The following is a 13314-nucleotide window of genomic DNA, read 5'->3' as shown; positions in this document are numbered from 1 at the left end:
TCCCGGATTTCGCTGGCGCTCCATCCGGGCTACAAAGGCTCGCCGATCGATTCTACGACGCGCGCTGGGCCGCGGTCATCACGATGCGGATCAGGTCGGCGGCGTTGCGCGCGCCGAGCTTCTTCATGATGTTGGCGCGGTGGTCCTCGATGGTGCGTGGGCTGATGCCGAGCGTGCGGCCGGCTTCCTTGTTGGACGCACCGGAGGCGAACTGCTCGAGCACCTCGCGCTCCCTGCGCGTCAACGGCTCACGTCCGGGGAAATGCAGCGAGCCGAATTTCGGCGACGCATTCTCCGCCTGCCGGCGCGCATAGGCGCCGATCGCCTCGTCGAGCCGGCCGACGATCTCGCTGCCGCGGAACGGCTTCTCGATGAAGTCGAGCGCACCGCTCTTGATCGCCCCGACCGCCATCGCAATGTCGCCCTGCCCGGAGATCATGAAGATCGGCGCCGGATAGTCCTCGCCGTGCAGTTCCTTGAGAATGTCGAGGCCTGACTTTCCGGGAATATGCACGTCGAGCAGGATCGCAGCCGGTGTGCGGTTCCGCGCGACGGAGAGCAGCGCTGCGCCGTCCGCAAAACAGATCACCTCATAGCCCGCCGCCTTCAACACCATCGACAAGGTGTCGCGAACAGCAGGGTCGTCGTCGACCACGAAGATTTCACCGCGAGAGCTTTGTTCGGCCATGTGCCACATCCAGTTGGCATGAAGGACTCGCGTCCGCGCCAACCGTTATGGCGTTCGGCGCGGATTCGGCCCACCCGTATTTGTACGGGACATAGACTTAACGCACAAGTAGCGGCATGGCGCCTAATTGCGGGAGACGGAGAATATCCATGCTAAATTTAGCCGATACACCGTTGCTCGCAACGCCCGAAATCGAGAGCCGTGAGCTGATTGCAGCTGACCTTCGCTTGCTGATCGCACAGATCGAGACCAGCATGCGCCGGATCGCCGCAGCCATGGATCAAGAACACGGCAATGATGCGGAAAGTTCCGCGGACGTCTTCATCCTCGACGACGTCACGCCCCAGTATGCCACCGCGAGCGCCGCCCTCGGCGCCTGCCGGGCGGGCCTTCGCCACGCCCTGCAATGCCTGTCGGAATCCACCGACGCGTAGGATCGCGATCAGCGGCGGCACATCCGATCGCATGGCAGCTCCGCAGCCAAAGCGCGACGAGATTAGACGAGATTAGGATGCATCGTCATTGCGCTTTAGGCTGTTGTTTTGAGCATGATCTTTTCGGAACCGCTGCGCACTTTGCGCTAACGCGGCCTTCGGGTCCGGATCCTGCTTTAGGCGCGGTGCCGTTCCACGATCGCGTCGGTGGCGACACCGCCCCAGGTGTGGATTGCCGGCAGGCCCATCGCAGTCTTGCCGAGATTAGCGAGGCTGATGCGCAGGGCCGCCAGATCCAGCGGCTTCGGCAGGCTCTGGAGCTCGATCCCGACGGAACGGGCGAAGCTGCGGGCGGCACTGCGGCGCTTGCCGTCCATGCCGCTGATGACGATCACCGCGCCGGCGAATTTCGCTTCCTTCATCTCGCGCAGCACGTCGATGCCGTCGCCATCCTCCAGCACGAGATCGAGCGTCACGCAGTCGAAGCGCGCGGCGCGGAGCTTCTCGATCGCTTCCGCCACCGAGGGCGCCACGGTGACTTCGTGGCCGGCCTGCTTGGCGGCAACCGTGATCAGGCTGCGCTGCGTGGCGTCGTCATCGACGACCAGGAGCTGAAGCGCACGCCGCTCGGCGACGTCGGGCAGGTTTGACGAGATGGGGGAGAGAGAGCTTCTGGGCATTGCCGGTATTCCTGAGATTGAGACCAGCAATGGTTACACGGCTCGCGCTTAGACGACGTAAAGCGGCTACGGCAAATTGGTTCTGATGTTTCAGCAAATATAAAGCAACGTGGCGGAAAGTGCGGCGGCAGCCACGTGCCGATCAGGCCGCGGCGTCATGGCCGCCGGTCGCGCCGCGCTTCTTCCGGTTCTTACCGCGCAGGAATTGGATATCCATCTCGGCGCCGTTGACCCGTACCAGCTCGCAGCGGCGGTAGGCAAGGCCGGTTGAGGACAGCAGCAGAAAGAACTCTTTCAGGTTCAGCCCCTGGATCGAGCCTTCCACCGTGAGGATGGCGTCGGTGTCGGAGATCGCGTTGAGCTTGCAGTCGCGCCGCCAGGTGCCGTCGATCGCCATGATGCAGACGTCATAGCCGCGGCTGAACGTTACGCGCTCCGCACCTTTTCCATCCTCGGCCATGCTTACCGTCCTGCCATCACCGCCAGGCGCGGGGCCACGCCCGCGAGAGCCGGCTTGGCTGCCGCCGCGCGCGGATCGTTCGGCTTGTAGAGGCCGCGCCGCTCCGCAATCGGCCTGAACGTCTCGGTCAATCCGACCACGGTCTCGGCCGCACCCAGCACGAGGAAGCCGTCGGGCTCGATCTGGCGCGCCATGCGATTGAAGATGTTGATCTTGGTGTCCTGGTCGAAATAGATCAGCACGTTGCGGCAGAAGATCACGTCGAAGGTGCCGAGCTGGGCAAAATCGTGCAGCAAATTGAGCTGCCGGTGCTGGATCATCGCGCGCAATTCGGGATTGATCTGCCAGGTCTCGCCGGTCTGCTTGAAATATTTGACCAGCATCTGGATCGGCAGGCCACGCTGCACCTCGAACTGGCTGTAGACGCCGGCCTTGGCCTTTTCCAGCACCTCCTGCGACAGGTCGGTCGCGATGATCTCGATGCGCCAGCCGGTGAGGGCCGCGCTCATCTCCTTCAGGCACATCGCCAGCGAATAGGGCTCCTGCCCCGTCGAGCCGGCGGCGCACCAGATGCGCACGCTGCGGCGTCCGGCGCGCGCCTTGATGATCTCGGGCATGATCGTGTCGCGGAAATGTTCGAACGGCACCTTGTCGCGAAAGAAGAAGGTCTCGTTGGTGGTCATGGCTTCGACCACGTCGGTGATCAGCGGACGCGAGCCGGCCTGCAGCTTCTGCACAAGCTCGGCGATGCCGGAGAGCCCGGTCTTGCGGGCGAGGGGCAGCAGGCGGCTTTCGATCAGATATTGCTTGTCTGCGGACAGGTCGAGACCGGAATTATCCTTTAGGAACTTGCGCAGATACTCGTACTCGGTCGGGGTCACGGATGGCCTCTTCGAAACTGTACTGGAACACTCTGGCCCAAACACTTTGGGCCAGACACACTCAGACCATGGTTTGTCCGACCGGGATCAACCCAACTTCAGCGAATTTGTCGGCGATAATGTCCTTGTCGAAGGGCTTCATGATGTATTCGTTGGCGCCGCCGCTGAGCGCCTGGGCGATATGAGCCACGTTGTTCTCGGTGGTGCAGAACACCACTTTGGGCTGGTCGCCGCCGGGCAGGCGACGCATGTGGCCCATGAATTCGAAACCATCCATCACGGGCATGTTCCAGTCGAGCAGCACCGCATCGGGAAGCTTGCGCTGGCAGATTTCGAGCGCCTTCGAGCCGTCCTCGGCTTCGGTGACCTCGAACTCCAGGCCTTCCAGAATCCGGCGCGCGATCTTGCGCACGACGCTGGAATCATCGACCACCAAACACGTTTTCATTTTGGTTCTCCGGTTTCGATGTTTCGGTTGGCTCACGCAGCCATTTGCACTTTGGTTTCGAGCTCGAGGACGCGATCGACGTCGAGGACGACCATGAGCTGGCCGTCGAGGCGGTGGACGCCGCCGGCGAGCTTGGCCATGCGCGGATCGAGGTTGACGGGGTTTTCCTCCTTGCCGTCCTCGGGCAGGCGCAGCACCTCGCCGATCTGATCGATCAGGAGGCCATAGGATTCACCGCGCAGGTCGACGCCGACCGCCATCGGCACCTTGCCGTCTTCGGCCTTGGGCAGGCCGAGCCGGGCGCGCATGTCGACCACGGTGACGATGCGGCCACGCAGGTTCAGGACGCCGGCGATCTCGCGCGAGGACAGCGGCACGCGGGTGACGCGCTCGGGCATGAACACGTCCTGGACGCGGGAGATCGGCAGGCCGAACAGCTGGCCGCCGATCATCGCGGTGACGTATTCGACCATGGCGCCCTCGGTGGACTGGGTCTTGCGGCTCATCGATCTATCTCCTTGTCGCCCTTACGCCGCTGCCCGGCTCAGCTCGGAGGCGCCGGCGGCGCCCGCGGTCTGCTCCTTCAGCGCCGCGATCAGACCGGGACGGTCGAACTTGGCGACATAGTCGTGGAAGCCGGCCTGACGGCCGCGCTCGATCGCCGCCGGCGACACCAGCGCGGAGAGGCCGATGATCGGCATCGACCCCAGATTGTTGTCGGAGCGGATCAGTTCGGCGAACTCGAACCCGTTCATGTCGGGCATCTCGATGTCGGTCAGGACCACGTCGAAGCTCTGCGCGCGCAGCGCGGCGAGGCCCTCCTGCGCGGTCGGCGCGGTGCGGACGCGGTAGCCCGCCGCTTTCAGCACCGGCGCCAGCATGTTGCGGAAGAAGGCGCTGTCGTCGACCAGCAGCACCGACTGCGCGTGCAGCGACGGCTTCATCTCCTTGCGGGTGAACCAGTCGGCGAACGCCATCGGCAGGAAGTGGCCGACGTCGATCACCTCGGTGGCCTGGCCCTTGATCACGGCCGAGCCCAGAATGCCCGAACCGGAGCCGCCGACCTCGATGTTGAGCCGCTCCTCGACGATGTCGATGATCTCGTCGACGACGAGGCCCATGGAGCGGCCGTCATCGGCGAACACCAGGATCGGCTGGGCGCCCTGGCTGGCGATGGTGACGCCCTCCATCGCGACCAGCGGCATCAGCTGCTCGCGGTACTGCACCATGTAGCGGCCGTTACTGAACTCGATCTTGTCGGCCGGCAGCTCCTCCAGGCGGGTGACGAGCCCGAGCGGGACCGCCTTGGGCTGGGACGAGCCGGCGCGGAACACCAGCAGCGAGGTGGTCTGCTCGCCACTGCCGATGTGATGCGCCGCATTCTCGTCGGCCATGTCATGGGCCGAGGAGCCGGCGGCGCCGAGCGCCTTGGCAATGCCGTTGGGATCGATGATCATGATGACGGCGCCATCGCCCAAAATGGTGTTGCCGGAGAACATGTCGATGTGACGCAGCTTGGTCGACATCGGCTTGACCACGATCTCTTCGGTGTGAAACACGCCGTCGACGACGATGCCAAAGGTCTGACTGCCGACCTGGGTCACCACGATAAAGCCGTTCTCGGGATCGGACGCGGCGCCATCGTCGATCTTCAAGAGCTTCTTCAGATGGATCAGCGGCAGCAGCTTGTTGCGCAGGCGCAAGACCGCGGTGTCCTTGATGCGCTCGATGCGGTGCTCGCTGTTGGCGCGGGCGCGCACCAGCTCGACCACCGAGAGCTGCGGGATCGCAAAGCGGTCGCCGGCGGCTTCGACGATCAGGGCCGAGACGATCGCCAAGGTCAGCGGGATCTTGATGGTGACCGAGCTTCCCTCGCCGGCCACGCTCTTGATGTCGATGGTGCCGCCGATCTGGTCGATATTGGTGCGGACCACGTCCATGCCGACGCCGCGGCCCGAGACCGAGGTGATGGCGGCCGCGGTCGAGAAGCCCGGCGCGAAGATGAACTTGTGGATCTGGGCCTCGCTCATCTTCTCCAGCTCAGCCTCGGTGACCAACCCTGAGGAGAGCGCCTTGGCCTTGATCTTCTCGGTGTTGAGGCCGCGGCCGTTGTCGGCGATGCAGATGATGATGTGGCCGCCCTCGTGATAGGCGGACAGCCGAATGGTGCCCTGCTCGCCCTTGCCGGCCGCCAAGCGCTCGGCGGGGGTCTCCAGGCCATGATCGGCGGAGTTGCGCACCATGTGGGTGAGCGGGTCCTTGATCAGGTCGAGCACCTGGCGGTCGAGCTCGGTGTCGGCGCCGTGCATCTCCAGCTCGATCTGCTTGCCGAGTTCGCTCGAGAGATCGCGGACGATGCGGGGCAGCTTCTGCCAGGCGTTGCCGATCGGCTGCATGCGCGTCTTCATGACGCCCTCCTGCAGCTCGGCGGTGACGTTGGACAGCCGCTGCAGCGGCACCTTGAACTCGGTGTCCTCGTTGCGGCGGGAGATCTCCAACAGCTGGTTGCGGGTCAGCACCAGCTCGGAGACCATGGTCATCAGGTGCTCCAGCGTATCCACGTTGACGCGGATCGACTGGTTGGCGATGCGGTCGCCTTCGCCGGCACTTTCGTCGGCCATCGACTTCTTCGGCGCGGGCTTTTGCTTGGCGGCTTCCTTCGCAGCCGGGGCTTCAGCCGCCGGCGCGGGCTCGGCCTTGGCTTCAGCCTTGGCAACGGGCGCCGCAGGCACCGGCGCTTCGATCGCGGTCTCGCGGAAGGCGCGCTCGAGCTCGTCGAGCGAGACTTCGCCGGGACGCAACGGGCGCTCCAGCGTCTGTTCGATCAGCGTGCCCGTGGTCATCTCCTTGGTGGGCGCAGCGGCGGGGGCTTCCGGCGCCAGCGGCGGCGCGTCGGCGACGGGAGCGGCATGATCTGCTGCCATCGCCGCCATGCCCTGCTCGACCATCGCCTCCAGCTTGTCGATGAGGTCGCGGTCGTTGCCTTCCGGCTCGGCTTCGGTCGCCTCCAGGCCAGCCAAAATCTCCTTGATGCGGTCGATCGAGGACAGGATCACCGTCACCGCCTGCCCGGTCACCGGCATGCCGTCGCGGAATTTGCCCATCAGCGTCTCGCCGGCATGCGCCAGCGCTTCCAGCCGCGGCAGGCCGAGGAAGCCGCAGGTGCCCTTGATGGTGTGGACCAGGCGGAAGATGTTATCCAGGATCTTGGCGTTGTTCGGCTCCTGCTCGAACTTCACCAGCTGATTGTCGACGGTGTCCAGGCTCTCGCTGGTCTCCGTCAAAAACTCCCGCAACAGATCATCCATGAGGTACGCCTTACTGATCTGGGCTTCGACGCGTTGCGCCGCGCTTGGAATCGACGGAAGCCCTCTTTTCGATCGTTAGACATCCCTTTTCACGGTCCCGTTAATTTCGGCCTCCGTGCTAATACGGATATTGAAGACAAGTTTGCCGTTCGGCTACACGCTTCGGCAAAACCGGCACCGCGCCGCGACGGAGCGAGGAGTGAGGTAGACGCGTCGATAACGGCGCATGGCACGCGCGAGAAAATCCCGTTCGTGAAGGACGATAGGCGCGGCCTTGAGTGGAATTGAACGGACTCGGCCCGCGGTTGCGGGCGCTCTCGCGATGGTCGTTTCGTGCTGTGCCGCGATCCGCAAAATTCGCGTTTTCGGTAAACGAACCGTTACCTTGTCGCCAGTCCGGCTCGTGCCGCGCTAACCCAGCTGCGTTACCGAGGCAATCTCGGCGTCGGGCCGATGCTCCGCCAGGCAATCGTTGATGGCGGCGAGCAGTGCGTGCGGCGTGAACGGCTTGCGCAGACACCGTTCGGCGCCGAGCTCCAGCGCCATCCGGAGGAAATCGGGTTCGGGCGAATTCAGATTTGCGAAAGCGTAGCCCGACATCGCGATCAACGGAATGGCGGGCGCCCGCTCATGGAAGGTCCGGATCGATTCGAACCCACGCATATGCGGCATGAAGATATCGATGATCATCAGATCGAACTGTTCGTATGCGAGGGCCCGCAGTCCAGCTTCACCTCCCTCGGCGATCGTCACCCGAAAATTGTTGCGCTGGAGATAGATCTCGATGGCCATGCACACCATCGGGTGGTCGTCGACAACGAGAATATGGCGCAGATCTTCCCTCCCCGTTTGAGCTTCTCGTTTCGGCAATTCAATCATCGAGCCATGGGACACGCCTTTCTCCTCTGGTTTCGATCGAGAAATGGATCGTCGCTAAGATGGTTGGCGGCGCCGGGAGAACGGAGACGATGGCCGCGAAATTTGCGGCCGCACGGCACCATGGTTCGGAGCAATGCTGGATGGCTGAAAGCACTCGCGGGCGAGACTGCGCGGGTCGACCGGCGTCCGATGGCAGCACGGATGCAATGCTTCCGGCTCATGAAGGCCCCTTGCCGCTTTTTCCTGCGCAACCCTCGCAGACGGGCGCACAACTCAGGAGCGAATCAGCGCGCCGCTCTTTATTTCCGCCGCAAATGCCACAGGCTGTCTGCCCTGTAACGGGTATATGGACAGCGCTACAACCTATACAATATATTTTTGTCGCCGCGCAACTGCATGACGAACGGGGCGCGGCGCCGATCGGAACATCGAACGCGCCGGATTGACCCGCATGACCGCGAGAGGCCACCCGCCCAACCAGTTGCTGCAAATGCTCGAGGCGGCAGATTTCAATCTGCCGCGCCCTCGTACTTGAAATGGTCAGGGAAACTGTCTTGGGCCGGACATTTTGTCCCAATTGCCAATATATCCCGGCGTGAACATGATGGAACTTACTCGCGCAAGAAGCGATTTCGCCGGCGGCGACTTTGCTGATGCAGAAGGCGGGAGGCAGCTTTGGAAACGACGGGCCGCCCATCCAACGGTTTCCTGTCCGCGCTGTCGGCAGACGATTATGAGCTGATCCGCCCGTACCTGCGCGCGATCGATCTGCCCCATGAGGCGGTGCTGGTCGAGGCCGGCGAAACGCTCAAGCGCGCCTATTTTCCCCACCGCGGCGTGATCTCGCTGGTGGTGAAGCTCGCCAAGGGCGAGCATGTGCAGGTCGCGATGATCGGCCGCGACAGCCTGCTCGGGACACTCTCGACCATGGGCGATGCAAGCGCGTTGAACACGGCCGTCGTGCTGGTTCCCGGGGTCGCGTCAGTGATGGATCTCGACCGGCTGCGCGTCGCGGCCGACCAGAGCAGCAGCTTGCGGACCTTGCTCACGCGCCACGGTCTTGCGGTTTACGCGCAGGTCCAGCAGACCGCGGGCTGCAACGCCGCCCATCCAGTGGAGTCGCGGCTGTCGCGCTGCCTGCTGCACACCCATGACCTGTCGGGCGACTACCGGCTGCTGCTGACCCAGGAGGCGATGGCACAGATGATCGGGGCGCGGCGCAACAGCGTGTCGCTGGTCGCCAACACCTTGCAGCAGGCCAATTTCATCCACTACAGCCGCGGACACATCCAGATCCTGAATCTGGACGGCCTGCGCCAGACCGCGTGCGAATGCTACGCCACCGTGAAGGCGCAATACGACCGGCTGCTCGGCCAGCGCTGACCCCGCACGCGTGGTAAACCGACGGCTAATGCCGGCCCGCAAACACGAGCCGTCCTGCTTCCGGAACTGAAATCCAGATGCCGTAGACACGGCTGGCCTCGCACCGATACCGGCCCGCGCGGCATCGAAGTGTGATCGAGGCAGGCAAAGCCATGTTTGAAGTGACCGCCGCGCCGGCGCAGAAAGTGCTCGATTGCGCGCCCGCGCGCGACCCGAATGCTTATGCGGCGCTGGTGCGTGAGATCGGCGAGGACGGGGCCAGCGAGGTGCGCGCCGTGTTCTGGAGCGAGACCTGCGCACGCCTGCAACTGTTCCGCACGCTCTCGCGCGAGCAGCATCAGGCCAGGATCGCGCGCGAAGCACATTCGTTGAAGAGTGCGGCCGGGACGTTCGGCTATGCGAGGCTCGCGGCGCTGGCACTGCGGCTGGAGAAGTCCGTAGAGACGCTTCACGACACCGAGCTCGGCGATCTCCTGGACCTGATGGACGACGCCTACGCCGCGGCGCGCGCGCAGGAGCCGAAATGCTAGAGCATGATCCGGAAAAGTGCGCAGCGGTTTTCCGAAAAGATCATGCTCAAACAACAGCCTAAAGCGCGATGACGATTCATCCAAATCTCATCGCGCTTTAGAGCCATTTCGGTTGTCGAAAACGCTCTAACCCATCCGCGCGTGTATTCCCGCCGTACTTCTACGGCTTGGGATTTTCACAGATGGCTAATCATAGCTGGCGATAGTCGCGGGAAACCAGGAGGGTTTCCATGTTCACCTATGAGACTGCGGACCAGAAGGAAGTCCGTCGCTTCCGCATCGCTCAGTTCAACGGCCGGATGGCGACGGTAAAGTCTGGCGAGTCGACGGTGACTGGCTTCGTGCGCTCGGTGCTCGAGCAGGAATCGAGCATGCCTCCCCGCTGGACCATCACGATCATCCCGAACGCACCGAAGGACGAGCCCAAGCCGCTGCGGCCCGCATCACGCACGCGTCCCTTTGCCGAAGACTATTTCTGAGCGGGATCCGCGCCGCCAGCCGGGCGGAATGCAACAATCAATCTCAATCGATCGAGTGCAGCAGCGCCGCACGGACGAGGTCCGCAGTGTTGCGCGCACCGAGCTTGCGCATTGCCTCGGCGCGGTGGCTTTCGAACGTGCGCGGACTGATCTGCATCCGAAGCGCGCCCTGCTTGTTCGAATAGCCTTCGCTGATCAGCCTCAGCACCTCGCGCTCCCGCTTGGTCAGCCGCTTCTGGCCGGACAGGCCAATCAATTCGGCGCTGGGCACGCGCTGCGGCAGCGGCACGCGGGGGGTCCGCGCTTCGGCGTTCTCGGTTCCGGATGGGATCGGCAGGCCGCCCTTGTGAGGACCGGCAAGCTGCTTGACGAGGCCGCAAACGCGCTCGGTCTGCGCCAGCGCATTCTCCACCACGCGCTGCAAATAGGCGCGGTCGCCGGTGACGGGCGCGAGCTGATCGCTGTGATGCTTGATCTCGCCCATGTAGAGCAGGAGCGCAGTCAGGGGGCCGTTGAGCTCGCGGGCAATGGCGGCGGCCATTTCGTCGGCGGCCTTGGCACGGGCGGCGTTCAGGCGGACGAAATCGGGCTCTTCAGCTGGAGCAGCGCTGCTTTCGTACCATTCCGACGGCCGCGAATCAGTGGCCGTATCATTCTGTGACGCCATGTCACTCATTTAGCGGAACGGGGGCCGGTCTGTGGTTAACTTTTTGCTCCGTAAGACTACGGTGATTTCGGCAGTTTTGCGCTAAATCCGCGGCATCGGCACAATTTATGCTTGCGCGGGTCGGTTCCCGGGCGCGTAGAGGTTGAGATTCCGGCTCAGATCCTCGAAGCCTGCCGCCCGTCGTGCCCGCCCCCCGGATTTTACGGATTAATTAACGGCGACTTGCTTCTCTAGGGAGATTGAGAGCGCGCAAATGCCTCCACGCATTGGGCCCGCAAGCCTGCGGGAAACGCTGCGAAAGATTGCGTGCCATGAACGAGATCGATCGGCTGTCGGAATTCTTGCAGAGGCTGACGCCGCTGTCGCGCAGCTGTCTGCTCAGCGAACTCGAGCGGCTCGAGCTGTGCGGCATCGACATGCCGGGCTCGGCCGACATCCAGTCGCGCTTGCGCGCCGAGTTTCGCAAGGACGGATCGACCCAGGCGCGCGCCACCAGCCCCTCGCGCTATTTCTTCGCGCCGCTCGAGCTGCTTCTGATCGACGGCGCGCCTGAGCACGCCAATGCGGGGCGGATCTCGCGCAACACCCTCACCCCGATCTGGGAATGGATCTGCCGCGACCTGCTGCCGACCATGGCACGCGACTACATCAAGGCGATCAACGACCAGGTCGCCGCCAACAATCCGAAGGAAGTGCAGAAGACCGCGTCGACCTTCCAGACCAAGGTCCTCAAGGTCCTCGAGAGCACCCTGGCGTCGGCGGACAGCACCGAGCTCGCACGCGCCAAGCTCGCGCAGTACACGGCATCGCGCACCGCCTTCGACGACGTCATGAAGATGCTCGACGTGCTGCGCGCCGGCGCCGCGCTGCCGAAGTTCGACGAAAAACTGCCCGAGCAGATCGCGAAGTTCGATGACAACCAGGTGGCCCAGATCACCTCGCAACTCGACGCCTTCAGGAAGTCCCATCCCCGCGCGCTGCCTTTCGCATTGGCACTGGTGGCAAGGCGCCTGAAGACGCCCTGGCAATTGGTGCGCCTTGCCACCAAGGCTGCCGCAACCAAGAGCGCCGCCGACGTCGCCGCCGCGCCCTATGCCTGTGTCGTTCCCATGGTGCTCGACCGGCTCGACGACAAGCGCCTCGCTCTTCGGGTCGCACTCCGGCACAACCGCGTGCTGGTCGCGCGCGACCTGCTCGCCGAGATCTACGACATCGAATATGCGCTCAAGGTCCGCATCGATGACATCGAACATTGCGAGTGGGGCATCCGCCTCCAGCAATTGATGGACGCGATCGCGGCACTGGTGTCCGCCGAGGTCAGCCGCTTCCCCGCCAACGTCGGCCACATTCTCGGATCGCGCCGCCTGCGCAGCCACGATACGCTCGGCGGCAAGTTGACCTATCTCGCCTGGAAGGGACGCGACGCGATGCAGGACGGCGCGGCGGCGTTTCGCAAATTGATCGGGCAGACCTGATATCGCGCAGTCATCAAAGCGCGAGGGGCTTTCGCGTTATCGGTGAGTGATCATGCCCTAAAGCGCGATGAGATCGAATTGAATCGTCATCGCGCTTTAGGTCTTTGTTTGAGCATGATCTTTTCGGGAAACCGCTTCACACTTTTCCGGATCATGCTCTAATGCGCGCGCGGCAGACACAGGAAGCGATCGAGAAATCGCCCCGACAGCACGAATCTGAACCACCAATACATCATTCGCCGCATCGTCATTGCTGTATCCTCGACAGCCCACCACCGGCTGTGCGGAGCAATAGCGCAGGCGCAGCAGTGCGCATGTGATGTGTTTCACATTTGCGCCGACAGGCGCGGACGCATCGTCGCATAACTGTCACGAGCGCAGATGGAACATGCCCGCATCGCGCGAAAATGAGTTCCGCGGCCGTAGCTGTCGCTCCTATCCTCCGATGCTGCGAAGGAACAAGCCGCAGGAGGTCGCGATGAGATCGAACCGACGGACCCTGACGATGGTGACGTTGCTCGTGAGTGCGCTCGCGCTCACATCGACGACGTTGGCGCAGACGACGCCGCCGCAAGGCAATGCTGCGCCGACTGCCGACAACGCGGTGCTGCTGACCGTCTTCTTCAAGCACGATCAATCCCGGCCGCTGCACGAGCTGAATGCGCAACTCGAGACGCAGGGCTTCTACAAGGCGTTTCCGCCGGCCGGCGTCGAAGTCGTGAGCTGGTATGTGATGATGGGCGTTGGCCAGGTGATCACGCTGCGCCTGCCGGCGTCGCGGCTGCGCGAGGTCAACCGCGTCATCGAGGACACGGCCTGGGGATCTTATCGCACCGAATTCTATCCGACCTATGACTACAAGGCAGTCGGCGTCGCACAACACGAAAAAGCCGCCGGAAATTAATTCTCCAATCGTCCTGTCATTGCAGCGAAGGGCCACGCAACCGCATCGCTCGATGCCTGGCGTCGGCAAGCCGCACCTTCATCGATCGCGCGGGAGAA

At 63.5% G+C, this 13314-nt stretch carries 15 protein-coding genes; 6 read left to right on the top strand and 9 right to left on the bottom strand.

Annotated elements, in window-relative coordinates:
- Positions 1–52: 52 nt before the first annotated feature.
- Positions 53–688 (bottom strand): response regulator transcription factor, encoded by a 636-nt coding sequence (locus tag XH85_RS03175; protein WP_091897867.1) that lies wholly within the window; start codon positions 686–688, stop codon positions 53–55.
- A 149-nt stretch (positions 689–837) separates the two neighbouring features.
- Between XH85_RS03175 and XH85_RS03170 the strand changes: the two genes are divergently transcribed.
- A complete protein-coding gene (locus XH85_RS03170; RefSeq protein ID WP_128930702.1) occupies positions 838–1122 on the top strand; it encodes a hypothetical protein in 285 nt (94 codons plus the stop codon).
- 176 nt (positions 1123–1298) lie between these two features.
- Here the strand turns inward: XH85_RS03170 and XH85_RS03165 are convergent, their stop codons facing one another.
- The 7 genes from XH85_RS03165 to XH85_RS03135 all read right to left on the bottom strand — a co-directional run bounded on the left by XH85_RS03165 (position 1299) and on the right by XH85_RS03135 (position 7793).
- Positions 1299–1802 (bottom strand): response regulator, encoded by a 504-nt coding sequence (locus XH85_RS03165; RefSeq protein ID WP_128930701.1) that lies wholly within the window; start codon positions 1800–1802, stop codon positions 1299–1301.
- A gap of 142 nt (positions 1803–1944) precedes the next feature.
- Entirely contained in the window at positions 1945–2262 is a 318-nt protein-coding gene (locus XH85_RS03160) for a pilus assembly protein PilZ (protein WP_091897861.1), read from the bottom strand.
- Between the two features lie 2 nt (positions 2263–2264).
- Entirely contained in the window at positions 2265–3143 is an 879-nt protein-coding gene (locus XH85_RS03155) for a CheR family methyltransferase (protein WP_128930700.1), read from the bottom strand.
- 61 nt (positions 3144–3204) lie between these two features.
- The gene (locus tag XH85_RS03150; protein WP_091897857.1) at positions 3205–3591 is read right to left on the bottom strand and encodes a response regulator; all 387 of its coding nucleotides are present in this window, start codon (positions 3589–3591) and stop codon (positions 3205–3207) included.
- A 32-nt stretch (positions 3592–3623) separates the two neighbouring features.
- A complete protein-coding gene (locus XH85_RS03145; protein ID WP_128930699.1) occupies positions 3624–4097 on the bottom strand; it encodes a chemotaxis protein CheW in 474 nt (157 codons plus the stop codon).
- A gap of 21 nt (positions 4098–4118) precedes the next feature.
- Entirely contained in the window at positions 4119–6899 is a 2781-nt protein-coding gene (locus XH85_RS03140) for a hybrid sensor histidine kinase/response regulator (protein WP_128930698.1), read from the bottom strand.
- A 411-nt stretch (positions 6900–7310) separates the two neighbouring features.
- Entirely contained in the window at positions 7311–7793 is a 483-nt protein-coding gene (locus tag XH85_RS03135) for a response regulator (protein WP_128930697.1), read from the bottom strand.
- A gap of 660 nt (positions 7794–8453) precedes the next feature.
- On the opposite strand from XH85_RS03135, the gene XH85_RS03125 reads away from it, so the two are divergent.
- The 3 genes from XH85_RS03125 (at position 8454) to XH85_RS03115 (ending at position 10170) form a co-directional block, all read left to right on the top strand.
- Complete coding sequence (locus XH85_RS03125) at positions 8454–9161, top strand: Crp/Fnr family transcriptional regulator (RefSeq protein WP_128930696.1); 708 nt, start codon at positions 8454–8456, stop codon at positions 9159–9161.
- Between the two features lie 152 nt (positions 9162–9313).
- A complete protein-coding gene (locus tag XH85_RS03120) occupies positions 9314–9691 on the top strand; it encodes an Hpt domain-containing protein (protein WP_164940260.1) in 378 nt (125 codons plus the stop codon).
- Positions 9692–9921: 230 nt separating this feature from the next.
- Positions 9922–10170: a hypothetical protein gene (locus XH85_RS03115; RefSeq protein ID WP_091893184.1), complete on the top strand. Its 249-nt coding sequence runs from the start codon at positions 9922–9924 to the stop codon at positions 10168–10170.
- A 43-nt stretch (positions 10171–10213) separates the two neighbouring features.
- Here the strand turns inward: XH85_RS03115 and XH85_RS03110 are convergent, their stop codons facing one another.
- Positions 10214–10837 (bottom strand): LuxR C-terminal-related transcriptional regulator, encoded by a 624-nt coding sequence (locus XH85_RS03110; RefSeq protein WP_128930694.1) that lies wholly within the window; start codon positions 10835–10837, stop codon positions 10214–10216.
- Positions 10838–11148: 311 nt separating this feature from the next.
- On the opposite strand from XH85_RS03110, the gene XH85_RS03105 reads away from it, so the two are divergent.
- Positions 11149–12312, top strand: coding sequence for a hypothetical protein (locus XH85_RS03105; protein ID WP_128930693.1), 1164 nt, complete (start codon positions 11149–11151; stop codon positions 12310–12312).
- Positions 12313–12790: 478 nt separating this feature from the next.
- Positions 12791–13216 (top strand): hypothetical protein, encoded by a 426-nt coding sequence (locus XH85_RS03100; RefSeq protein ID WP_164940259.1) that lies wholly within the window; start codon positions 12791–12793, stop codon positions 13214–13216.
- Positions 13217–13314 lie beyond the last annotated feature (98 nt).

This window comes from Bradyrhizobium zhanjiangense, assembly GCF_004114935.1.
GTDB classification, from domain to species: Bacteria; Pseudomonadota; Alphaproteobacteria; order Rhizobiales; family Xanthobacteraceae; genus Bradyrhizobium; species Bradyrhizobium zhanjiangense.
This window is presented reverse-complemented; position numbering and strand designations above follow the sequence as displayed.

Bases quoted from the DNA above. Each gene is read 5' to 3' on its own strand.
- XH85_RS03175 (WP_091897867.1), bottom strand. From the start codon at position 688: ATGGCCGAACAAAGCTCTCGCGGTGAAATCTTCGTGGTCGACGACGAC.
- XH85_RS03170 (WP_128930702.1), top strand. From the start codon at position 838: ATGCTAAATTTAGCCGATACACCGTTGCTCGCAACGCCCGAAATCGAG.
- XH85_RS03165 (WP_128930701.1), bottom strand. From the start codon at position 1,802: ATGCCCAGAAGCTCTCTCTCCCCCATCTCGTCAAACCTGCCCGACGTC.
- XH85_RS03160 (WP_091897861.1), bottom strand. From the start codon at position 2,262: ATGGCCGAGGATGGAAAAGGTGCGGAGCGCGTAACGTTCAGCCGCGGC.
- XH85_RS03150 (WP_091897857.1), bottom strand. From the start codon at position 3,591: ATGAAAACGTGTTTGGTGGTCGATGATTCCAGCGTCGTGCGCAAGATC.
- XH85_RS03145 (WP_128930699.1), bottom strand. From the start codon at position 4,097: ATGAGCCGCAAGACCCAGTCCACCGAGGGCGCCATGGTCGAATACGTC.
- XH85_RS03140 (WP_128930698.1), bottom strand. From the start codon at position 6,899: ATGGATGATCTGTTGCGGGAGTTTTTGACGGAGACCAGCGAGAGCCTG.
- XH85_RS03120 (WP_164940260.1), top strand. From the start codon at position 9,314: ATGTTTGAAGTGACCGCCGCGCCGGCGCAGAAAGTGCTCGATTGCGCG.
- XH85_RS03115 (WP_091893184.1), top strand. From the start codon at position 9,922: ATGTTCACCTATGAGACTGCGGACCAGAAGGAAGTCCGTCGCTTCCGC.
- XH85_RS03110 (WP_128930694.1), bottom strand. From the start codon at position 10,837: ATGGCGTCACAGAATGATACGGCCACTGATTCGCGGCCGTCGGAATGG.
- XH85_RS03105 (WP_128930693.1), top strand. From the start codon at position 11,149: ATGAACGAGATCGATCGGCTGTCGGAATTCTTGCAGAGGCTGACGCCG.
- XH85_RS03100 (WP_164940259.1), top strand. From the start codon at position 12,791: ATGAGATCGAACCGACGGACCCTGACGATGGTGACGTTGCTCGTGAGT.